The organism is Aeromicrobium sp. CnD17-E (assembly GCF_024124745.1).
Taxonomy (GTDB): Bacteria; Actinomycetota; Actinomycetes; order Propionibacteriales; family Nocardioidaceae; genus Aeromicrobium.
This window is the reverse complement of the sequence record NZ_JAMXRU010000065.1, coordinates 1-18,471: the sequence shown is the minus strand read 5'-3', so window position 1 is coordinate 18,471 and position 18,471 is coordinate 1. Positions and strand designations below refer to the sequence as shown.

At 73.7% G+C, this 18,471-nt stretch carries 24 protein-coding genes; 10 read left to right on the top strand and 14 right to left on the bottom strand.

Features of this window, described 5'->3' with window-relative positions; translation table 11 throughout:
• The 3 genes from NH339_RS12445 to NH339_RS12435 form a co-directional block, all read right to left on the bottom strand.
• A partial coding sequence (locus NH339_RS12445; protein WP_253025735.1) for a DNA polymerase III subunit gamma and tau occupies window positions 1-1,358 on the bottom strand: 1,358 nt, incomplete at its 3' end.
• Between the two features lie 46 nt (window positions 1,359-1,404).
• Window positions 1,405-1,992 (bottom strand): LON peptidase substrate-binding domain-containing protein, encoded by a 588-nt coding sequence (locus NH339_RS12440; RefSeq protein WP_253025744.1) that lies wholly within the window; start codon window positions 1,990-1,992, stop codon window positions 1,405-1,407.
• 45 nt (window positions 1,993-2,037) lie between these two features.
• Entirely contained in the window at window positions 2,038-3,024 is a 987-nt protein-coding gene (locus tag NH339_RS12435) for an alpha/beta hydrolase (protein ID WP_253025733.1), read from the bottom strand.
• A 266-nt stretch (window positions 3,025-3,290) separates the two neighbouring features.
• Between NH339_RS12435 and NH339_RS12430 the strand changes: the two genes are divergently transcribed.
• Window positions 3,291-4,223, top strand: a complete 933-nt coding sequence (locus NH339_RS12430; RefSeq protein ID WP_253025731.1) for an iron-containing redox enzyme family protein — start codon at window positions 3,291-3,293, stop codon at window positions 4,221-4,223.
• Complete coding sequence (locus tag NH339_RS12425; protein ID WP_253025729.1) at window positions 4,220-4,426, top strand: CDGSH iron-sulfur domain-containing protein; 207 nt, start codon at window positions 4,220-4,222, stop codon at window positions 4,424-4,426. The genes NH339_RS12430 and NH339_RS12425 overlap by 4 nt, the downstream gene beginning before the upstream one ends.
• A gap of 76 nt (window positions 4,427-4,502) precedes the next feature.
• Here the strand turns inward: NH339_RS12425 and NH339_RS18890 are convergent, their stop codons facing one another.
• Window positions 4,503-5,681 carry an alcohol dehydrogenase catalytic domain-containing protein gene (locus tag NH339_RS18890; RefSeq protein ID WP_253025727.1) on the bottom strand — a complete coding sequence of 393 codons (1,179 nt, stop codon included), beginning with the start codon at window positions 5,679-5,681 and terminating at the stop codon, window positions 4,503-4,505.
• 131 nt (window positions 5,682-5,812) lie between these two features.
• Between NH339_RS18890 and NH339_RS12415 the strand changes: the two genes are divergently transcribed.
• On the top strand, window positions 5,813-6,304 hold the full coding sequence (locus NH339_RS12415) for a hypothetical protein (protein WP_253025725.1): 492 nt from the start codon (window positions 5,813-5,815) through the stop codon (window positions 6,302-6,304).
• A gap of 34 nt (window positions 6,305-6,338) precedes the next feature.
• On the opposite strand, the gene NH339_RS12410 is transcribed toward NH339_RS12415, so the two are convergent.
• From NH339_RS12410 to NH339_RS12390, 5 genes are all read right to left on the bottom strand, one after another.
• Window positions 6,339-6,524, bottom strand: coding sequence for a hypothetical protein (locus NH339_RS12410; RefSeq protein ID WP_253025723.1), 186 nt, complete (start codon window positions 6,522-6,524; stop codon window positions 6,339-6,341).
• Between the two features lie 82 nt (window positions 6,525-6,606).
• Window positions 6,607-6,768 (bottom strand): hypothetical protein, encoded by a 162-nt coding sequence (locus NH339_RS12405; RefSeq protein WP_253025722.1) that lies wholly within the window; start codon window positions 6,766-6,768, stop codon window positions 6,607-6,609.
• 35 nt (window positions 6,769-6,803) lie between these two features.
• Window positions 6,804-6,962: a hypothetical protein gene (locus NH339_RS12400; protein WP_253025721.1), complete on the bottom strand. Its 159-nt coding sequence runs from the start codon at window positions 6,960-6,962 to the stop codon at window positions 6,804-6,806.
• A gap of 37 nt (window positions 6,963-6,999) precedes the next feature.
• The gene (locus tag NH339_RS12395; protein WP_253025720.1) at window positions 7,000-7,755 is read right to left on the bottom strand and encodes a sigma-70 family RNA polymerase sigma factor; all 756 of its coding nucleotides are present in this window, start codon (window positions 7,753-7,755) and stop codon (window positions 7,000-7,002) included.
• Window positions 7,756-7,830: 75 nt separating this feature from the next.
• A complete protein-coding gene (locus NH339_RS12390; RefSeq protein WP_253025719.1) occupies window positions 7,831-8,532 on the bottom strand; it encodes a class I SAM-dependent methyltransferase in 702 nt (233 codons plus the stop codon).
• A 123-nt stretch (window positions 8,533-8,655) separates the two neighbouring features.
• Here NH339_RS12390 and NH339_RS12385 point away from each other — a divergent pair, with 123 nt between their 5' ends.
• Window positions 8,656-9,294, top strand: coding sequence for a sigma-70 family RNA polymerase sigma factor (locus tag NH339_RS12385; protein WP_253025718.1), 639 nt, complete (start codon window positions 8,656-8,658; stop codon window positions 9,292-9,294).
• A gap of 150 nt (window positions 9,295-9,444) precedes the next feature.
• Window positions 9,445-9,594, top strand: coding sequence for a hypothetical protein (locus NH339_RS12380; RefSeq protein ID WP_253025717.1), 150 nt, complete (start codon window positions 9,445-9,447; stop codon window positions 9,592-9,594).
• Here NH339_RS12380 and NH339_RS12375 read toward each other — a convergent pair.
• The 4 genes from NH339_RS12375 to NH339_RS12360 form a co-directional block, all read right to left on the bottom strand.
• Entirely contained in the window at window positions 9,572-11,122 is a 1,551-nt protein-coding gene (locus NH339_RS12375; RefSeq protein ID WP_253025716.1) for a fused MFS/spermidine synthase, read from the bottom strand. The two genes, NH339_RS12380 and NH339_RS12375, sit on opposite strands and share 23 nt — an antisense overlap.
• A 172-nt stretch (window positions 11,123-11,294) precedes the next feature.
• Window positions 11,295-11,573 (bottom strand): Rho termination factor N-terminal domain-containing protein, encoded by a 279-nt coding sequence (locus tag NH339_RS12370; protein ID WP_253025715.1) that lies wholly within the window; start codon window positions 11,571-11,573, stop codon window positions 11,295-11,297.
• 25 nt (window positions 11,574-11,598) lie between these two features.
• The gene (locus NH339_RS12365; RefSeq protein ID WP_067853690.1) at window positions 11,599-12,456 is read right to left on the bottom strand and encodes a glucose 1-dehydrogenase; all 858 of its coding nucleotides are present in this window, start codon (window positions 12,454-12,456) and stop codon (window positions 11,599-11,601) included.
• Window positions 12,453-13,037 (bottom strand): hypothetical protein, encoded by a 585-nt coding sequence (locus NH339_RS12360; protein WP_253025713.1) that lies wholly within the window; start codon window positions 13,035-13,037, stop codon window positions 12,453-12,455. Before NH339_RS12360 ends, NH339_RS12365 begins: the two co-directional genes overlap by 4 nt.
• Before the next feature lie 75 nt (window positions 13,038-13,112).
• On the opposite strand from NH339_RS12360, the gene NH339_RS12355 reads away from it, so the two are divergent.
• The gene (locus NH339_RS12355; protein ID WP_253025711.1) at window positions 13,113-13,664 is read left to right on the top strand and encodes a hemerythrin domain-containing protein; all 552 of its coding nucleotides are present in this window, start codon (window positions 13,113-13,115) and stop codon (window positions 13,662-13,664) included.
• A gap of 80 nt (window positions 13,665-13,744) precedes the next feature.
• Window positions 13,745-14,440, top strand: a complete 696-nt coding sequence (locus NH339_RS12350; protein ID WP_374208289.1) for a GAF and ANTAR domain-containing protein — start codon at window positions 13,745-13,747, stop codon at window positions 14,438-14,440.
• A 20-nt stretch (window positions 14,441-14,460) separates the two neighbouring features.
• On the opposite strand, the gene NH339_RS12345 is transcribed toward NH339_RS12350, so the two are convergent.
• Window positions 14,461-15,156 carry a GAF and ANTAR domain-containing protein gene (locus NH339_RS12345; protein ID WP_253025707.1) on the bottom strand — a complete coding sequence of 232 codons (696 nt, stop codon included), beginning with the start codon at window positions 15,154-15,156 and terminating at the stop codon, window positions 14,461-14,463.
• Between the two features lie 95 nt (window positions 15,157-15,251).
• On the opposite strand from NH339_RS12345, the gene NH339_RS12340 reads away from it, so the two are divergent.
• The 3 genes from NH339_RS12340 to NH339_RS12330 form a co-directional block, all read left to right on the top strand.
• The gene (locus NH339_RS12340; protein WP_253025705.1) at window positions 15,252-16,574 is read left to right on the top strand and encodes a threonine/serine exporter ThrE family protein; all 1,323 of its coding nucleotides are present in this window, start codon (window positions 15,252-15,254) and stop codon (window positions 16,572-16,574) included.
• Window positions 16,575-16,676: 102 nt separating this feature from the next.
• Entirely contained in the window at window positions 16,677-17,834 is a 1,158-nt protein-coding gene (locus NH339_RS12335) for an acyl-CoA dehydrogenase family protein (protein ID WP_253025703.1), read from the top strand.
• Between the two features lie 7 nt (window positions 17,835-17,841).
• The coding region (locus NH339_RS12330; RefSeq protein ID WP_253025701.1) for an acyl-CoA dehydrogenase family protein at window positions 17,842-18,471 on the top strand (630 nt) is incomplete at its 3' end.

The following is an 18,471-nucleotide window of genomic DNA, read 5'->3' as shown; positions in this document are numbered from 1 at the left end:
GGCAACGCCGCAGCCCCGGCCTGCCGCAGCGCCGCCTCGCGCGGGCTGGACGGCTGGGCCGCAGACGACTGGGCCGCTGGCGTCTGGGGTGCGGGCGTCTGGCGTGCGGGCGTCTGGGGTGCTGGGGCCGCCGCCTCGACGCTGGGCGCCGGAGCGGGACGGGTGTCGACCGGCACCTGGTCGGCCGGCACGCCGCCCATCGAGAGTCGCTTCTCGAGCCGGTCGACGCGGGCGACCACACCCGACGCGTCGGAGGCCGGCACCAGGATGCGCGCGCACATCAGCTCGAGCAGCAGGCGCGGCGCGGTCGCACCGCGGAACTCCGTGAGCGCCGCGTTGACGATGTCGGCCATGCGCGTCAGGTCGGCCGGACCGAACGACGTGGCCTGACTCTGCAGCCGCTCGGCCCGGTCGCCCGGCACGTCGAGCAGACCGGTGACGAGAGCGTCGGGCACGGCCCGCAGCACGACCAGGTCACGCAGCCGCTGCAGCAGGTCCTCGGCGAAGCGCCGTGGGTCCTGCCCCGACTCGATGATCTTGTCGACGACGCCGAACACCGTGGCGCCGTCGGACGCACCGAACGCCGCGACGGCCTCGTCGAGCAGCGAGTCGGGCGTGTACCCCAGCAGCTGCACGGCGAGGTCGTAGGTGACGCCCTCCGGCCCGGCCCCGCCCAGCAGCTGGTCGAGGACGCTGAGGGTGTCGCGCACCGAGCCGGCACCGGCGCGGACCACGAGGGGGAGCGCGGCCGGCTCGAGGCGCACGCCCTCGGCCTCGCACAGCTGGTTCAGGTAGTCCCCGAGCGCCTTCGGCGGCACGAGCCGGAACGGGTAGTGGTGCGTGCGGGACCGGATGGTGCCGATCACCTTGTCGGGCTCGGTGGTGGCGAAGATGAACTTCAGGTGCGGCGGCGGCTCCTCGACGAGCTTGAGCAGCGCGTTGAAGCCCTGCGGGCTCACCATGTGCGCCTCGTCGATGATGTAGACCTTGTACCGGCTGCTGATGGGCGCGAAGAACGCGCGCTCGCGCAGGTCGCGGGCGTCGTCGACGCCGCCGTGGCTCGCGGCGTCGATCTCGATGACGTCGACGCTGCCCGGGCCGCCTCTCGCGAGGTCGCGGCAGCTCTGGCACTCCCCGCACGGGTCGGAGACCGGCGCCTGCTCGCAGTTCAGCGCGCGGGCCAGGATGCGGGCGCTCGTGGTCTTGCCGCAGCCGCGCGGGCCGGAGAACAGGTAGGCGTGGTTGACCCGGTTGGCGGCCAGCGCGTGGCGGAGGGGGTCGGTGACGTGCTCCTGCCCGATCACCTCGGCGAACGTCTCGGGACGGTACCGGCGGTAGAGGGCGAGAGGGGCATCCACGGCCCCGAGCCTAGCCGCGCCGCCCGACACCGGTCACGGCGTGCGGTCAGCCACCGGAGCCGAAGGCCTCGTGCAGCACGACGGCCTGCTCGTAGGCGTCTTCGACCGCCGCCAGGAGGGCGCTCGCCGACGTCGCCCGCAGCAGGCCGAGCCGGTCGTAGGGGCCCACCGGGCAGCCGTCCGCGAGGTGCCAGCAGGCGGCCTCGAGGTCGTGGGGCGGCGGCTCGGGAGGCATCGCACCCAGCCGCACCGCCGCGGTCGTGGCGCGCTCGTGCACCTCGGCGACCGCGACCAGGTCGACGTCGAGCTCCAGCGGCGGCAGCTCACGCACCTTGGCCCGCGGGTACGGGTCCTCGGGCAGCCAGCCCTCGACCTCGACCCGCCGTCCGCCCACGGCCACCAGACCCATCTCCTGCTGCCGCGGCTCGACCTGCACCACGCGGCCCACCGTCGCGGTCGAGAACCGGGAGTCGCCGCCGCCGGTCTCGACCCCGCGCTCGATCAGCACGAACCCGATCTCGGGCTCGTCGTCGGCGAGGACGTCGGCGAGCAGCGCCAGGTAGCGCGGCTCGAACAACCGCAGGGGCAGCAGGCCTCCCGGGAGCAGGACGGTCCCGAGCGGGAACATCGGCATGGCGGTCACGGTCCAGGTGTACCCCACCGCGCCACGCTGCGCCGGTCAGACCAGCGAGGTCGTGCGCAACCAGGTGTCGACCGCCTCGTAGGCGGCCTCACGCGGCTCCTTCAGCGACAGGAACACGTCGTGCCGGGCGTCCGCGACGGGCAGCGACGTGACCGCGTCGCCGAGGCAGCCGGCCCAGCGGGCGATCTGCTTGACGTCGAGCACGGCGTCGGCACGGTCGACCTCCTCCGACCACGACCGCGCGAAGCGGCTCTTGTCCGAGCGCAGCACGAGCGACGGCACGCCGACGTCGAGCCCGCGGTGCAGACGCGCCTGGCCGGCGCGCACGGCACCGAGCCAGCCGAAGGTGACCTCGAACCCGTTGAGCGGCTTCAGCGCGACGTCGTAGTCCCACTCCCCGTGGGCACCGACGTGCAGGCTGCTGCCGTAGGCATCGGTGAACGGCAGCTTCATGACGTCGAACGGCTTGACCCGGCCGATCCCGCGGATGACGAGCGTGCCGACCTCGCGCATCCAGGGCTTGCCCTGCAGGTCGAACCACGGGCTGTTCAGCACGAGCCCGCTGATCCCGGCGCCCTTCGAGCCGCCCGGACCCCGGTTGAGGCGGTCGAGCCACAGCGGGAGCACCAGGCCGCCGGTGGAGTGCGCCGACAGCAGCACCGGACCGTCGGGCACCTCCGCCCGGACCGTGGCCAGCGCGCGGTCGAGCTCGACGTCGTAGTGCGCGAGGTCGGTGACGTGGTGGGCCGTCTGGCCCTCGCGCCGCGACCGGCCGCACTTGCGCAGGTCGAGCGCGTAGAAGGCGAACCCGCGGTCGGCGAAGAAGTCGGCCATCGCGGTCTGGAAGAAGTAGTCGCTGAAGCCGTGCACGTAGAGGACGGCCCGGCGCGCCGGCTCCGCCTCGGTCCAGGTGCGTCGCACGAGCGTGGCGAACACCTCGCCCTGCCCGTCCGGGTCGTCGCCCAGCGCGTACGTGAGCTGCTCGTAGCCGTCGCCCAGGACGTCGGGCCGCCAGTCGGTCATCGTGCCTCCTCGTGCTCCCCCGGCATCTCGCCGAGGAGAGCCTAGGACACGCGACCGCGTCCCGCGGGCCGACGGGCACCGATCCGCACGGCCGCCGGTCGCGCGACAGGGGTGGCACCTGGGGCGGCGCGGCCCGGCACCCACACTGCGCGAGGCGGGCACCGGGACCGCGTCACCCACTCCTCCCGTACCCGTTCCTGCTCGACCGAACCGTCCCTCCCCCGCACGCACGTGTCGCCGGCCCGTACCCGGGGTACGTGTCGGTCATGAGGATCCCCACGCCGTGCGGCCCGGTGAGCCGGGCCGTGCACGACCACCTGGAGTCCGGCACGCCCCTGCTCGAGCTGCCCGACACGCCCGACCCGACGTCGCGCGACCACGCGCTCGCGCTCTGGACGCTGCACGAGCTGGCCTACCGCGGGTTCGACGGTGTCGACCCCGACCTGGAGTGGTCGCCCGACGTCCTGCGGCTGCGGAACCGGCTGTCGCGCGACCTCGAGGCGTGGCTGCGGCGACGGTTCGCGGAGGCGACCGTCCCGGGCACCGTCGAGGATCTCGTCTCGGCCGACACGCAGACGCCCGGCGTCGCCCGGTTCGTGCGGGAGCGGGCCAGCGTCGAGGACGTGGAGCGGATCCTGGTGCAGCGCAGCGTGTACCACCTGAAGGAGGCGGACCCGCAGTGCTTCCTGCTGCCGCGGCTGCGTCCCGCCGCGAAGGCCGCCCTGACCGAGCTCCAGTACGACGAGCTCGGCGACGGCGAACCGGATCTGGTCCACCAGCACCTGTTCGCCCAGGCCCTCGAGGCCGCCGGGCTCGACCCCACCTACGGCGCGTACGTGGACGACGCCGACGAGGAGACGCTCACGCTCAACAACGCGATCTCGCTGCTGTGCCTCAACCGTCGTCTCATCCACGCCGCGCTCGGCCACCTGGCGGCCTTCGAGGCGACCAGCGCGCTGCCCAGCGCCGACATGGTGCGCGGGCTGCAGCGGCTCGGGTTCGCGGAGCCGGTGTGGCGGTACTACGACGAGCACGTCGAGGCGGACGCGGTGCACGAGCACCTGGCCCGTCGGATCTGCGACCTCGCGACCGAGGGCGACCCCGCGCTGGAGCGCGAGGTGCTCTTCGGGGCGTTCGTGTGCGTGGACCTCGAGGACCGGTGCGCCGAGCGCCTCGTGCCGGCGGCGGTGCCGGCATGAGCAGCGACCGCACCGGGCCGTCGCCCCGCGAGGCCCTGCGCGAGCTCGCCGCGCAGGGCCCGGCGCTCGTGCGCGGCGTCGGCTTCGTCGTCGACGCCGACGGCGAGACCACGCAGGCGCGCCGCCCGGTCGTCGCGCTCTGCCGTTGCGAGGCGTCGGCGCGTCGCCCCTGGTGCGACGGCACCCACAAGCGCCTCGCCTGAGACCTCCCCGCGATGCGGAACGTCATCGCCCTTTCCAGCGCTCGAAAGGGGCGATGACGTTCCACATCGGGGGTGGTCAGGGCTTGAAGACGACCTTGACCGTCCCGTCCTGCTTCTTCTGGAAGGCGCTGTAGGCCTCGGGGGCGTCCTCGAGCGACGGACGGTGCGTCGCGAAGTCCTCCAGGCCGAGCGGGTCGTCCGAGCGCTCGGCCAGCGGGAGCAGGTCGTCGACCCAGCGCTTCACGTTCGCCTGTCCCATGCGCAGGGTCACCTGCCGGTCGAACAGCTGCTGCATCGGCATCGGGTCGTGCGTGCCGGTGTACACGCCGGACAGCGAGACCGTCCCGCCCCGTCGCACGAGCTGGGTGGCGAGGTGCAGCGCCGCGAGCCGGTCGACGCTCGCCGACGTCATGACCTGCTTCGCGAGACCGTCGGGCAGCAGCCCGGCCGCCTTCTGCAGCGCCGACGGGCCGGGCGAGCCGTGCGCCTCCATGCCCACCGCGTCGACGACGCCGTCCGCACCGCGTCCTGACGTCGCCTCGAGCACCGCGGCCGCGACGTCGTCCTGCTCCACGTGCAGCACCTCCACCCCGCGGGCACGGGCGCGCTCGAGACGCTCGGGCACGAGGTCGACGCCGATCACGCGGACGCCGTGGTGCAGCGCGAGGCGCGAGGCCATGTCGCCGATCGGCCCCAGCCCCACGACGACGAGCGTGTCGCCCTCGTGGACGTCGGCGTAGCGCACCGCCTGCCACGCCGTCGGCATGACGTCGGAGAGGTAGACGTAGCGCTCGTCGGGCAGGTCGGGACCGACCGTGATCGCGCCGTAGTCGGCGTGCGGCACGCGCAGGTACTCCGCCTGCCCGCCCGGCACGCTGCCGTACAGCTCGCTGTAGCCGAACAGCGCCGCGCCCATGCCGGAGGAGCGGACCTGCGTCGTCTCGCACTGCGTCTGCAGCCCCCGACGGCACATGAAGCAGTCGCCGCAGGAGATCTGGAACGGCACGACGACGCGGTCGCCGACCGAGAGCCGCGAGACCCCCGACCCGACCTCGACGACCTCGCCCATCGTCTCGTGGCCGAGCACGTCACCCGCGTGCATGAACGGTCCCATCACCTCGTAGAGGTGCAGGTCGGAGCCGCAGAGCCCCGTGCTGCTCACCTTCAGCACCACGTCGGTCGGGTCCTCGATGCGGGGGTCCGGCACGTCCATCACCTGCACGTCACGGCGTCCCTGCCACGTCACTGCTCTCACGGGTCCTCCTCGGGTCGGGATGGGTCACGCGGGACGTACCCGACGACAGGAGTCCGACGCCCCGACCCGGACGCGACGCACGGCACGCCCCGACGTTGCGTCGAGCCGGGCGGACCGGGTACCACGGGGGCATGCTCGTACCTGGAGGATCCCCGATCGCCCACCACGTCCACACGCACCTGGCAGGGTCGGCCGCCGGCATCGACCTGTTCGGTCGCAGCGCGGCCGGGCTGCTCGACCCCGACGCGGCCACCCTCGTCCGCGACATCCAGGAGGAGCTGCTCGACGAGCGTCGGCGCCTGCGCCGCATGGCCGACGACCTGGGCGTCGGCGAGGCCTACCTGATGACGCTCGCGGCGCGGGCGGGCGAACGCGCCGCCCGGCTCAAGCCCAACGGGTCGTGGACGGAGCGCACCCCGCTCACCGACCTCGTCGAGCTGGAGGCGATGCGGGTGGCCGTCAGCGGCAAGCGCGCGGGATGGCAGGCGCTGCTCGCGGTGGTCGACGTGCACGCGGCGCTCGACCGCGAGGAGCTGGAGATGCTGGCCGAGCAGGCCGCCGAGCAGGACCGCCGGCTCGCCGAGGCGCACCACCGGGCCGCCGCGCGGGCACTGGTGCACTGAGCACCATCCGACCTGGGCCGCAGGGAGCCCCGCGTCAGGACGCGGACGACTCCTCGTCGCTGCCGCCCTGCTCCTCGTCGTCCAGCTCGGACGCGTCGAGCGACGGCTCCGCCTGCGTGGCGTCGGCCTCGGGCTCGGTGCCGGGGTAGGTGCGGGGGTCGACCTGACGCGTCTCGCTCGCGCCGGGACCGGACTGCGGGGTGCCGCCGAAGGTGCTCATGGTCCGGTTCTACCGGCGAACCGGCAGGTCCACACCTCGACCGGGCCCACGGACGGCCCCGGCGCCGCCCTCGGGCCGGCGCTCAGTCGTCGTCCTCGTCGTCCTCCAGCTCCGACGCGTCCAGCGACGGCTCGGTGGGGGGCTCGTCGGTGTCGGGCTCGGTCTCGGGGGACGTCGCGGGGTCGACCGGCGCGTTCCCGTGGGTGCCGGGGCCGGAATGGGGCGTGCTGCCGAAGGTGCTCATGTGCTCCACGTACCCGGCCCCCGCGCCATGACGCGTCAGGAGCCGCCGCTGGCGGCGTCGTCGCCCTGGCGATCCTGCGCGTCGTCGCCGAAGGGCTTCTCGTCGGGTCGACGGTCGTCGGTGGAGGTGTCGGTGTCGGTGCCGGTGTCGTCCTGGGTCTCGGCCCGGTCGGGGTCGTGCTGCGATGTGCTCATGGGCAGGGCGTTCCCCGACAGGGACGCGCCATGCGTCTCAGCCGTCGAGGTCGCCCATGCGGTCGCGGACCTGGTCGATCGCCCGCGAGAGCCGCCGCGACACCTGCATCTGGCTGATGCCGAGCCGCTCGCCGATCTCGCGCTGCGTCAGGTCGTCGACGAACCGCAGCTCCAGCAGCCGACGGTCCTCCACCGGGAGCGACCGCACCGCCGGGACGACGCTCTGCAGCCGCTCGACGGCGTCGAGGTGAGGGTCCTCGGCGCCCACGTGCTCGTGCCCCGGCAGGCCGTCGACGGCCGACGGACGGTCGAGCGACTGCGGCGCGAACGCGTCGTGCGCGGCGTCGGCCTCACGGACCTCGGCGCGGCTGACGTGCAGCCGTTCTGCCACCTCGTCGTCGGTCGGCGTGTGCTGCTGCTCCGTGCGCAAGGCGTCCCGCGCCGCGTTGACCGCGCTCTGCAGCTCCTGCGTGGAGCGCGTCGGACGGACGGCCCACGCCTTGTCGCGGAAGTGGCGCCGCAGCTCGCCCAGGACGGTGGGCACGGCGTAGGCCGCGAACGACCCGTGGGCGGGGTCGAAGCGGCGCACCGCCTTGACCAGCCCGAGCCGGGCCACCTGCTCGAGGTCGTCGGCCTCCACGCCGCGGTCGCGGTAGCGCCGTGCCAGACGTCGGGCCATCGGCGTGTACTCGGTGACGACGCCGTTCTGGAGCCGCAACCGCTCCAGCGGCGAGGCGTGGGCCGCCTCGTCGAGCGTCTCGCAGGTCCGGGCGTCAGGATCGGTCGAGTCCATGGTGCTGCCTCTCGTCGTGCGAGTGCGGCTGCTGGCTCAACCTCCCTCCCACGGCACCACGGGAACGGTCCTACGTCAACCCTCCTGCGGACGCGGACCCGTCCAGGCCTCCGGTCCCAGCAGCGCCAGGACCCCCCGCGAGCCGGCCTCGCCGGCCTCCCGGACGGCCAGGACCTCCAGGCCGGACGTCTCGCACGTGTGGTCGAGCACCTCGACCTGCTCGACGCTGCCCAGCTGCAGCAGCACGCGGCCGTCCGCCGCCAGGTGCCGCGACGCCGTCCGCACGCAACGTCGGGCGACCTCGAGACCGTCGATGCCGCCGTCGATCGCCCACACCGGGTCGTCCGGGAACTCCCCGACGCGCTGGCTCGGCACCCACGGAGGGTCCGCCACGACGAGCGCGAACCGCTCCCCAGGGTCGAGCACGGCGTCGAAGCGGCCCTCCCGGACCTCGACGTCCTCGTCGACCTGCTCGGCGTTGACCCGGGCGAGCGCACAGGCCCGGGGCTCCGCGTCGACCATGACGAGCCGCCGCCCGGTGCCGTGCACGGCGCCCAGGCCGATCTGGCCCGCGCCGGCGCACAGCTCGAGCACGTCGCCGGGCGGCAGGCTATCGAGGAGCTCGGCGGCCCACGTCGACTGGGCGTACGTCCACGGCCGGGGCTCGAGGACGGTCCCGTCGACCTGGATCTCCAGCGGTCCGAACGAGACGGTCCGGGTGCTCGGTTCCGTCGCCGCGGAGGCGGCGTGGTCGGGGGTCGGGGCTGTCGTGTCCACGTCCTCCGCGTACCCCACACGCCGCCGGGCGAACCACGCCGAGTTGCGGCCCGCGCGGCACGGGGCGACAGTGGGGGCGGTTCAGCAGCAGCCATCACGTCACCGTCCTCTGGGGGGACCGACATGGCTGACTGCACCCCGCTCGTCACCGAGCACCTCGACCTCGCCGCGCGACTGGCCCGCGGCTACCGCGGCCGCGGCGTGGAGGACGACGACCTGCTCCAGGTCGCTCGCCTCGCCCTCGTGAAGGCCGCCGAACGCTTCGACGCCGGCGTCGGCGCGTTCGCGCCGTTCGCCGCGAGCACGATCCGCGGCGAGATCAAGCGCTACTTCCGCGACTTCGCCTGGAGCGTGCGTCCGCCCCGGCGGCTGCAGGACCTGCAGGCGCAGATCGCGCGGGAGACGGGCGCCGGACCTGTCGCGCCCGAGACCCTCGCCGCCCGCCTCGGCGTGCCGCTCGCCGACGTCCGCGAGGCGATGGCGGCGAGCAGCTGCTTCACCAGCGACCGGATCGACGACGAGCTCGGCGCGGGTGCGCACGACGACGCCGGCTACGCCCGCGTCGAGGCCTGGCTGACCGTCCGCTCCCTCCGGGACAACCTGAGCGAGGACGACCGACGTCTGCTCGCCTGGCGGTTCGTCGACGAGCTGCCGCAGCGCGAGATCGCGACCCGGCTCGGCATCAGCCAGATGCAGGTGTCGAGACGGCTGTCGAACCTGCTGACGCGGCTGCGACGCGAGGTGGGCGAAGCCGCCGCCTGAGGGCCACGACGGCTCCTCTCGGCCTGCGGGACCGGCCCGCCGGGTACAGCCTGGCACCAGGACGTCCCCGGGTTGAGCCGACAGCCCGGGGTCGTCCGCATGCGCGCAGGCGCGTCGGGTACGCCGCGGGTGAGACCGCAGGAGGCACCGATGAGCGACCACCGCCGACCACACCGACCCCAGGACCCCGTCCGACGCGGCGACGCCTTCCGACCGGGGGCGCTGCGCGCCGCGATCGTCGGCACCTGGTCCCGGGCCCGACGCCGCGGGCGCCGGATCAGGCGCCCGCGCGAGTCGTGAGCAGCTGGTCGACCGGCGCGTAGTCGTCGGTGAGCACCGGTGCGTCGCCGACCCAGCGGTCGAGGGCGGAGCCGGAGAGGACGGTCCAGCCCACCTGCCGCTCGTCGAGCTGGGCGCGCAGGGCGTCGACGTCGAGCGGACGCTGCGACGCGACCATCACGAGGTTGCCGCCCTCGACCTCGTCCGTCGAGGCGGGGCTGCCGGTCGACGTCGGCCCGGAGGAGTCGGGGGCCGGCGCACCGAGCACGGCGACGTGCGACCACCGCTCCTGCAGCGTGCGCGCCTCGGCGCGGGCGAGCCGCAGCCGGCCGTGGTCGATGAGGTTGAGCACGTACACGCCGTCGCCGTCCAGCGCACGGTGCACCTCGTCGAGCATCTCGAGCGTCGTCAGGTGCCACGGCACGCTGACCCCGCCGAACGCGTCACCCACGACGAGGTCGAGGCTGCCCGCGTCGACGTCGCGCATGCCGAGCCGGCCGTCCTCCACCCGCACCTGCAGGGCCCGGCTGGTCCGCAGCCCGAGGTCGTCGCGGTCGAGCTGGACCACGCCGCCGTCGATCTCGGAGACGACGCTCGTGCTGCCGGGCCTGGTCGCGGCGAGCCAGCGCGGCATCGTCACGCCGCCCGCGCCCAGGTGGTGGGCCCTCAGCGGACCGTCGCCCGGGAACATCGTGTCGATCGCCGCTGCGTAGGCGCGCGTGTAGGAGAACTCGAGGTACGTGGGGTCGTCGAGGTCGACGAAGGAGTGCCGCAGGCCGTCGAGCACGAGGAGCCGGCCGCCGGTGCTGCTGCCGGCGGCCTCGACGGTCGCGCAGTGGTAGGTGGTCTCGACCTCGCAGCCGCTCGGCACGAGCCCTGCGGTGCCCCCGGCCAGCAGGGCGCCGCCGACGGCGAGCAGCCCGACCGCCGGGCCGCGTCGACGCAGCTCGAACGCCGCGGCGGCGACGCCGAGGAGCACGCCGAGGCCGACCAGGATGGCGCTCACCCGCACGTGGGAGATGAGCACGAACCCGGTGAGGACGGTGCCGACGATGGCGCCGACGGTGCCGATGCCCGAGAGTCGGCCCACGACGGTCCCGGTCTCGTCGAGGTCGTGCAGGAGCAGCTTCGTGACCATCGGCGTGACCGCCGACAGCAGCGCGCCCGGCACGACGATCGTCGCGGCCGCGACCAGGAACAGCAGTGCCGACGAGCCCGGCTCGGCAGACGCGCGGACGGCGAACGGCGTCAGGGCCACCACGACGCCCGACACGCCGAGGAGCGGGGCGACGGCGCTGCGGGGGTCGATGCGGTCGGCGGCGCGCCCGCCGGCCCACGAGCCCGCCGCGATCGCCGCGAGGGCGAGACCGATGACGGTCGTCGACGTCTCCAGCGTCAGCCCCAGGTAGGGAGCGAGGAGCCGCAGCGCCACGATCTCGACCACGAGCACCGCCGCGGACGAGCCGAACACCAGCGCCCCGGCCGTGAGGTCGCCGATGCCCGGCTGCGCCGGCTCGGGCGCGGACGGGTCCGGGACGGCGTCGCTCATGACGCCATCCTCCCAGCCCACGCCCTCCTCCGGGCGGTAGGTGAGCCACCCCATCCGCCACAGCGGTAGGTGGAGCACCCTTCGAGACCATCGAGGGGTGTCTGAGCCACCGCCCCTCGGGGTGAGGTGGCAGGCCTACCGCCCGGGGGGACGACGTGGATCGGAGGCGCGGTCAGTGGTTCCGGAGCTTCTCGATGAGGTCGTCCTTGCGCAGGTCGGAGTAGCCCTCGACGCCGAGCTCCTTGGCCCGGTCCTTCAGCTCCTCGACCGTCCAGTCCTCGTACGACCCGGACTCCCCACCGCGCTTGCCGACGGTCTTCTTGCCGTCGCGCGCGGCGGCGTTGGAGATCCGCGCCGCCTTCTCCTTCGAGGCGCCGTCGTCGCGCAGCGACTCGTACATCTCGGGGTTCTTCAGCGACGGCTCGTCGCGCGCGTCCTTGCCTGCGGGCATGGTGTCCTCCTCGGTGGGTGGCGGCTCAGAAGACCGGCTTGCCGCCGGTCACCCCGAGCACGGTGCCAGAGACGTAGCTCGCGTCGCGCTCGGAGGCCAGGAACACGAAGGCCGGCGCGACCTCGGCGGGCTGCCCGGCGCGACCGAGCGGGGTGTCGGAGCCGAACTGCTCTAGCTTCTCCGGAGGCTGGGTGGCGGGCTGCAGCGGCGTCCAGATCGGGCCGGGCGCCACGGCGTTCACGCGGATGCCGTCGCCGCCGAGCTCGGCGGCGAGGTTGACCGTGAGGTTGTTGAGCGCGGCTTTCGTCGAGGCGTAGTCCAGCAGCGACGTCGACGGCTCGTACGCCTGGATCGACGTGTTGTTCACGACGCTCCCGCGACGTTCGCGCAGGTGCGGCACGGCCGCCCGCGTGAGCCAGAACGTGGCGTACAGGTTGGTCTTGAGGACCCGGTCGAGGTTCTCGTCGGTGATCGCCTCGATGCCCTCCTCCCGCGCCATCTGGTAGCCCGCGTTGTTCACGAGCACGTCGAGGCCACCCAGCTCGTCGACCGTGCGGGCCACGACGTCGTCGCACGCCGCACGATCACGCAGGTCGACCTCGACGGCGAGCGCGCGACGCCCGGCGTCCTCGACCCACCGCGTGGTCTCGGCCGCGTCGTCGGCCTCCTCGGGCTGGTACGTGAAGGCGACGTCGGCGCCCTCGCGCGCGTAGGCGATCGCGACGGCGCGGCCGATGCCGGAGTCACCACCGGTCACCAGGGCGACCTTGCCCTCGAGCCTGCCGTGACCGACGTAGGACTCCTCGCCGTGGTCGGGCCGGGGGTCCATCGCCGCCGTGCTGCCGGGCGGGTCCTGCTGCTGGGCGGGGAAGCCGTCGCTCATCGGATACCTGTCTCGTCGGGGGCGGGGGTCGGCTCGAGGGGGACCTCGGGCACGTCGTCGGGGTCGGTCGGCTCGACCGGCTCGACGTCGGGGTCGGGCAGGGGTGCATCGGGCGCGAGGGTCATGCGGACTCCTTCGGTCACGGTCGTGACCTCGACGTTCCCCCGGATCCGGAAGCCATGCATCTCGGACCGGCCGAGGACGTCGGGTGCCGGCTCGTCCACGCCGTGTTCGACGACGTTGGGCTCGAGCAGCATGATCCGTAGCCCGGGCTCCGTGCGCCGGGCGACCCACCGGGCCACCGTCGACACCGCGCCGAGGCCGTCCGGCACGTCCTGACGTCGCGCACGGCACCACACGCCGTCGTGCCGCAGGACCAGCACGAACCGCCGCCGGGCCAGCCGGTGCCACGCTGCCTGCGTGTCCGCCGGCGGGTCCACGTCGGCGGGCACCAGGCAGAGCACGGCGTCGCGGTCGGGCGCGTCCTCGAGGGCGAGCAGCTGCTGGCGGTCCCGGTCGTCGTCGACGCTCAGCACGACGACGCCGGGACGGTCGCGCGCGGTCTCCAGGAGACGGGTCATGTGCACGCCGTACCCGGCGCGGCGCCGGCCATGCGCCGACGTGCGCAGGGTCTCCCCCGTGCCTACGCTCGCCGCATGAGCATCGACACCACCATCGACCTGGGCCGGCCCGTCTCGGGCGACGTCGTCGACCTGATCCTCGACGACCACCGTCGCTTCGAGGACCTGCTGCGCCAGCTGCGCAGCACCGCGTCGGACCGCGATGCCGTCCGCCAGGCCTTCGCGGCCCTGCACGTCGCGCACGCCGAGGCGGAGGAGCGGCACGTGTACCCACAGCTGAAGAAGCGGCGCGCGGTGGACGCCCACGAGGCCGACCACGGCGAGCACGAGCACGCCGAGGGCAACGAGGCGCTCCTGGCCGTCCTCGAGTGCGCCTCGACCGACACCCAGAAGTTCGACGACGCCGTCGAGGAGCTGACCCGCCTCATCAGCCACCACCTCACCGAGGAGGAGCTGACGATCCTCAACCCGGCGCGCGAGGAGCTCGGCCCCGAGGTCCTCGCCCGGCTCGGCGAGGCGTTCGCGACGGAGCGCAACCAGCAGATCGACGCCGACTGCGGCCGGACGGAGAACGTGCGCCGCCTGGTGGAGGAGGCTCGGCAGGAGGGCCTGATCGACGAGGAGTGACCCGGTCGAGGGACGCACCGGACCCCTGTGGTTCGCTGTCCCTCGGTTGAGCAGCAGCCGACGACCTCGCACGCCTGGAGGTGGTCGCCCTGACCCACTCCCCCGTTCCGCCGGACCCGCTCCGTGACGGACCTCCCACCACGCCCGCGCTGGCGCGCCACGTCGTGACGCTCGCCACGACCGCGGCCGGCACGCCGCACGGCGGGCTCGTCCTGGCGACGCCGCACGACGTCGACGACCTGGTCGCCACCTCGACGACGTTGGCGTCGGTCGCCCTGGGGATCGCCGGCGGCCCCGGCCCCGACGACCTCGCCGAGAACATCGTCGTCGTCCGCGACACGTCCCTCGACGCCCGCTGGCCGACCTGGTCGACCACGCTGGTCGGGCTGGGGGTGTGCTCCGTCCTGGTCGCACCCGTGCGGACGATGCACCGACCACCGGGCGTGCTGGCCGTGCACGCCGACCGCACCGACGCGTTCTCCGACGCCGAGGTCGTCGCGTTCGGCGAGGTCGCGACGGTGGCGTCGTCGGCCCTCTCGGTCGCGCTCGACCGCGACGGCCTGCACCGTGCCGTGGCTGCCCGTCGTCTCATCGGCATCGGTATCGGGATGCTCGTGGAGCGCTACGACCTGTCGGTGGAGCGCGCGTTCGGCGTCCTCGTGCGGCACTCGCAGCACCTGAACCTCAAGCTGCGCGACGTCGCACGTCACCTCGTGGAGAACGGGGAGCTCCCCGAGCAGGCCCCGGGCGACCGGGGCGGCCCTGAGCCGACGTGACCTCGCGCGTCCGCGAGCGCTCAGACGTCGTCGGGCAGCGTGCGCGTGCGCACGACCTCGCTCGCGACGACCGCCAGCTTCTGGTTGCGGTGCTGGGAGTAGCGGACGAGCACGCCGAACGCCTGGTCGGCGTCGATGCCGAAGCGCTCCATGAGGATGCCCTCGGCCTGACCGATGACGGTGCGGGTCGCGAGCGCCTCCTGCAGGGTGCTGCGCTCGCGGGCCGAGGCGATGGCGATGGCGGCGTGGCTCGCCAGGTGGCGGGCGGCGATCCGGTCGGCCTCGTCGAAGGCCTCGGGCTCGGTCGCGTAGAGGTTGAGGGCGCCCAGCTCGCGGTCGGCCAGAGCCAGCTGCACGCAGAACATCGAGCGCACGCCCTTGCCCACCACGTTCGGGCGCCACGACGGCCAGCGCGGGTCGGCGGCCAGGTCGGGGACGTCGACCTCGTCGGCGTGCAGGGCGTCGACGCAGGGACCCTCGGACAGCTCGTGCTGCAGGTCGTCGGCCCACGCGACGAGGTCGCTCGTGGGCGCCACGGTCTCCACGCGGCCGCGCCCGCGCACGAGCGAGACGCCCGCGTCGGAGGCTCCGCGCACGAGCTCCAGCGCCAGGGTGGTGAGCCGTTCGGACGTGCTCTCCGGGGTGTCCTCGGCGGCGAGCTGCTGCGCGATCGCCGCGAGCCGCCCGTCCAGTCCGTCGTCCACGATGTCCGACATGGTGTGACCTCCTCGACCCTGAGAGTACCGAGAGCCGAAGGGTACGGCAGCCGACGCCGTGGCCGCCCCGCAGGCGCCGGGGACCACCCGTCACCATGGTGCCCGTGAGCGACACCAAGGACGTTCAGCGCACGCTCGACCTCGCCCTGAGGATCGGGGAGCTGCTGCTGTCGAACGGGGCCGGCGCGGCCGACGTGACCGCCACCATGGCGTCGGTGACGCACCACCTCGGGCTGCGGCACACGCTCGTCGACGTCACGTTCACGTCGCTGACCCTCAGTCACCAGGAGAGCGTCGACGACACGCCCATCGTCATGCGGCGGCACGTGACGCACCGTGAGGTCGACTACGCCGACCTCACGGCGGTCGACCTGCTGGTCCGGGCGCTCCTCGCCGGCGAGATCGACCGTGACGAGGCGGCCTCGTCGGTGCTGAGGATCGCCTCGACCGGTCACCCGCGCCCCCGCTGGGCGATCACCGCCAGCTGGGGCGTGACCGGCGCCGGGATCGCGCTGCTGCTGGGCGGCACCTGGATCGTGCTCGCGGTGGCCGCGGTCGCGGGATCGGTCATCGAGGTCGTGCAGCGCCGGATCGAGCGGCTGCGGCTGCCGTTCTTCTACTCCCAGGTCGCCGGCGCACTCGTCGGCACGCTCATCGCGGTGGCCGTCGCCGCGTCGCCGGCTCCCGTCGACCCGTCGGTCGTGGTCACGGCGGCGATCGTCATGCTGCTGGCCGGTCTGGGCTTCATCGGTGCGATCCAGGACGCCCTGACCGGGTTCACCATCACCGCCAACGCCCGCCTGATGGAGGTGATGATCGCGACCGTCGGCATCATCGTCGGCGTCTCCGCGGGCCTGCACGTGGGCGAGTGGCTCGGGCTCGACCTGAGCATCGACCCGGGCGCCTCCGGCCTGGGGCAGCTGCCGGGCGTGATGCTGGGCGCGGGCGTCACCGCCGGCGCGTTCGCGGTGTCGGCCTACTCCCCGAAGCGCATCGTGACGCCGATCGCCCTGCTGGCGGCACTGACGTCCGGGGCCTTCCTGCTGGTGACCCAGTCCGACGTCGGCCGGCCGGGCGCCGCGGGCGCCGCAGCGTTCACGATCGGCTTCCTCGGCTACTACATGGCGCGCAACTTCCGCGTACCACCGCTCGTGGTGGTGGTCTCCTGCATCGTCCCGCTGCTGCCCGGTCTGTCGATCTACCGGGCGCTCTCGCTCCTCGCGGGCGAGGACATCAGCGGGCTGCTGCCGATGATCACGGCAGCGGGCATCGCCATCGCCCTCGCGTCCGGCGTGCTGCTCGGGCAGTACGTCGCGCAGCCGCTCGGCCACGAGGCCCGCCGGCTGGAGCGTCGCCTGGCCGGTCCCCGTCTGGTCGGCCCCCTCCGCGCCCGCACCGGACGCGGTCGCCGCGGCTGACCCCGACCCGTTCACCGGGCCGACGTCGTGGGGCCCTGGCAGGCTGACGGGGCAGGGCGTATCGTGCTGACTAAGCAAGCGCTTACTGACCGGAGAGTTGCCATGAAGCTTCGCCTGTCCGAGGAGGACGCCGCGTTCCGCGAGGAGATGCGCACGTTCTTCACCACCCAGGTCCCGCAGTCCATCCGCGACACCGTCGCGGCCCGCCGTGAGCTGACGAAGGACCAGATCGTCGAGACGCAGCAGATCCTGAACGCTGCCGGGCTCGCCGTGCCGAACTGGCCCGTCGAGTGGGGCGGCAAGGACTGGACCCCGCTGCAGCGCCACATCTGGCACGAGGAGATGCAGCTCGCCAGCGTGCCCGCGCCGCTCGCGTTCAACGCCTCCATGGTCGGCCCGGTCATCGCCGCGTTCGGCTCGCAGGAGGTCAAGGAGCGCTTCCTCCCCCCGACCGCGAACCTCGACATCTGGTGGTCGCAGGGCTTCTCGGAGCCCGACGCCGGCTCCGACCTCGCGTCGCTGCGCACCGTCGCCCGCCGCGAGGGCGACGAGTACGTCGTCAACGGCCAGAAGACGTGGACCACGCTCGGCCAGTACGGCGACTGGATCTTCACGCTCGTGCGCACCGACCCCGAGGCGCCGAAGAGGCAGCAGGGCATCTCCTTCCTGCTGATCGACATGACCTCCCCCGGTCTGACGGTGCGCCCCATCGAGCTCATCGACGGCGGCCACGAGGTCAACGAGGTCTTCTTCGAGGACGTCCGCGTCCCGGCCGAGAACCTCGTCGGCGAGGAGAACCGCGGCTGGGACTACGCGAAGTTCCTGCTGGGCAACGAGCGCGTCGGCGTGGCCCCGGTCGGGTCGACGAAGCGCTGGCTCGCCGCCGCGAAGGAGCTCGCCGGCGACCGCATCGCCGGCGACCCGGTGCTCGCCACGCGCGTCGCCGGCCTCGAGAACGAGCTGCTCGCGCTCGAGCTGACGGCGCTGCGCGTCGTCGCGCACTCGGCCGACGGCAAGCCGCACCCGGCCTCCTCGGTGCTGAAGCTGCGCGGCACGGAGCTGCAGCAGGCCGTCACCGAGCTGTACGTCGACCTGGCCGGCCCGCTCTCGCTCGCGTCGGGCGCCGGCGACGGCTCCGGCGTGCCGGACTGGGCCCGCGTCAGCACCCCGCAGTACCTCAACTACCGGAAGGCGTCGATCTACGGCGGCTCCAACGAGGTGCAGCGTCAGATCATCGCCAAGACCATCCTGGGACTGTGAGGCAGCCATGGACTTCACCCTCGACTCCGAGCAGACCGCGCTGCGCGACGCCGTCCGCGGCCTGCTGAGCAAGAGCTACGACTCGACGGAGACCCGTCGCGAGATCACCAAGACCGACCCCGGCTTCTCCGAGGACGTGTGGCGCCAGCTGGCCGAGGTCGGCGCGCTGGGCCTGCCGTTCGCCGAGGAGGACGGTGGCTTCGGTGCCGGACCGGTGGAGGTCTCGATCGTCGCCGAGGAGATCGGGCGGGTGCTCGCGCCCGAGCCGTACCTCGAGACGATCCTGGCTGGTGGCCTGGTCGCCGACCTCGGCTCGCCCGAGCAGCGATCCGACGTGATCGGCCGGGTCGCGGAGGGCGCGCTCGTGCTCTCCTTCGCCCACCACGACATCGCCGACGCGGTCGTCGCGACGCAGTCCGGTGACGCCTGGACGCTGTCCGGCGTCAAGGAACCGGTGCTGCACGGCGCCCGCGCCGACCTGCTGGTCGTCACGGCCCGCACCGACGCCGGCGTCGGCGTGTTCCTCGTCGACCCGTCCGCGGACGGGGTGGAGCGCACCGGCTACCGCACGCACGACGGTGGTCGCGCGGCGCGCGTGGCGTTCGACGGTGCCGCGGCCACGCCGCTCGGCGACCCG

Excerpts from the sequence above, each read along its gene's own strand:
- NH339_RS12440 (WP_253025744.1), bottom strand. The coding sequence starts at position 1,992 with ATGCCGATGTTCCCGCTCGGGACCGTCCTGCTCCCGGGAGGCCTGCTG.
- NH339_RS12435 (WP_253025733.1), bottom strand. The coding sequence starts at position 3,024 with ATGACCGACTGGCGGCCCGACGTCCTGGGCGACGGCTACGAGCAGCTC.
- NH339_RS12430 (WP_253025731.1), top strand. The coding sequence starts at position 3,291 with ATGAGGATCCCCACGCCGTGCGGCCCGGTGAGCCGGGCCGTGCACGAC.
- NH339_RS12425 (WP_253025729.1), top strand. The coding sequence starts at position 4,220 with ATGAGCAGCGACCGCACCGGGCCGTCGCCCCGCGAGGCCCTGCGCGAG.
- NH339_RS12415 (WP_253025725.1), top strand. The coding sequence starts at position 5,813 with ATGCTCGTACCTGGAGGATCCCCGATCGCCCACCACGTCCACACGCAC.
- NH339_RS12410 (WP_253025723.1), bottom strand. The coding sequence starts at position 6,524 with ATGAGCACCTTCGGCGGCACCCCGCAGTCCGGTCCCGGCGCGAGCGAG.
- NH339_RS12405 (WP_253025722.1), bottom strand. The coding sequence starts at position 6,768 with ATGAGCACCTTCGGCAGCACGCCCCATTCCGGCCCCGGCACCCACGGG.
- NH339_RS12400 (WP_253025721.1), bottom strand. The coding sequence starts at position 6,962 with ATGAGCACATCGCAGCACGACCCCGACCGGGCCGAGACCCAGGACGAC.
- NH339_RS12395 (WP_253025720.1), bottom strand. The coding sequence starts at position 7,755 with ATGGACTCGACCGATCCTGACGCCCGGACCTGCGAGACGCTCGACGAG.
- NH339_RS12385 (WP_253025718.1), top strand. The coding sequence starts at position 8,656 with ATGGCTGACTGCACCCCGCTCGTCACCGAGCACCTCGACCTCGCCGCG.
- NH339_RS12380 (WP_253025717.1), top strand. The coding sequence starts at position 9,445 with ATGAGCGACCACCGCCGACCACACCGACCCCAGGACCCCGTCCGACGC.
- NH339_RS12375 (WP_253025716.1), bottom strand. The coding sequence starts at position 11,122 with ATGAGCGACGCCGTCCCGGACCCGTCCGCGCCCGAGCCGGCGCAGCCG.
- NH339_RS12370 (WP_253025715.1), bottom strand. The coding sequence starts at position 11,573 with ATGCCCGCAGGCAAGGACGCGCGCGACGAGCCGTCGCTGAAGAACCCC.
- NH339_RS12365 (WP_067853690.1), bottom strand. The coding sequence starts at position 12,456 with ATGAGCGACGGCTTCCCCGCCCAGCAGCAGGACCCGCCCGGCAGCACG.
- NH339_RS12360 (WP_253025713.1), bottom strand. The coding sequence starts at position 13,037 with ATGACCCGTCTCCTGGAGACCGCGCGCGACCGTCCCGGCGTCGTCGTG.
- NH339_RS12355 (WP_253025711.1), top strand. The coding sequence starts at position 13,113 with ATGAGCATCGACACCACCATCGACCTGGGCCGGCCCGTCTCGGGCGAC.
- NH339_RS12345 (WP_253025707.1), bottom strand. The coding sequence starts at position 15,156 with ATGTCGGACATCGTGGACGACGGACTGGACGGGCGGCTCGCGGCGATC.
- NH339_RS12340 (WP_253025705.1), top strand. The coding sequence starts at position 15,252 with ATGGTGCCCGTGAGCGACACCAAGGACGTTCAGCGCACGCTCGACCTC.
- NH339_RS12335 (WP_253025703.1), top strand. The coding sequence starts at position 16,677 with ATGAAGCTTCGCCTGTCCGAGGAGGACGCCGCGTTCCGCGAGGAGATG.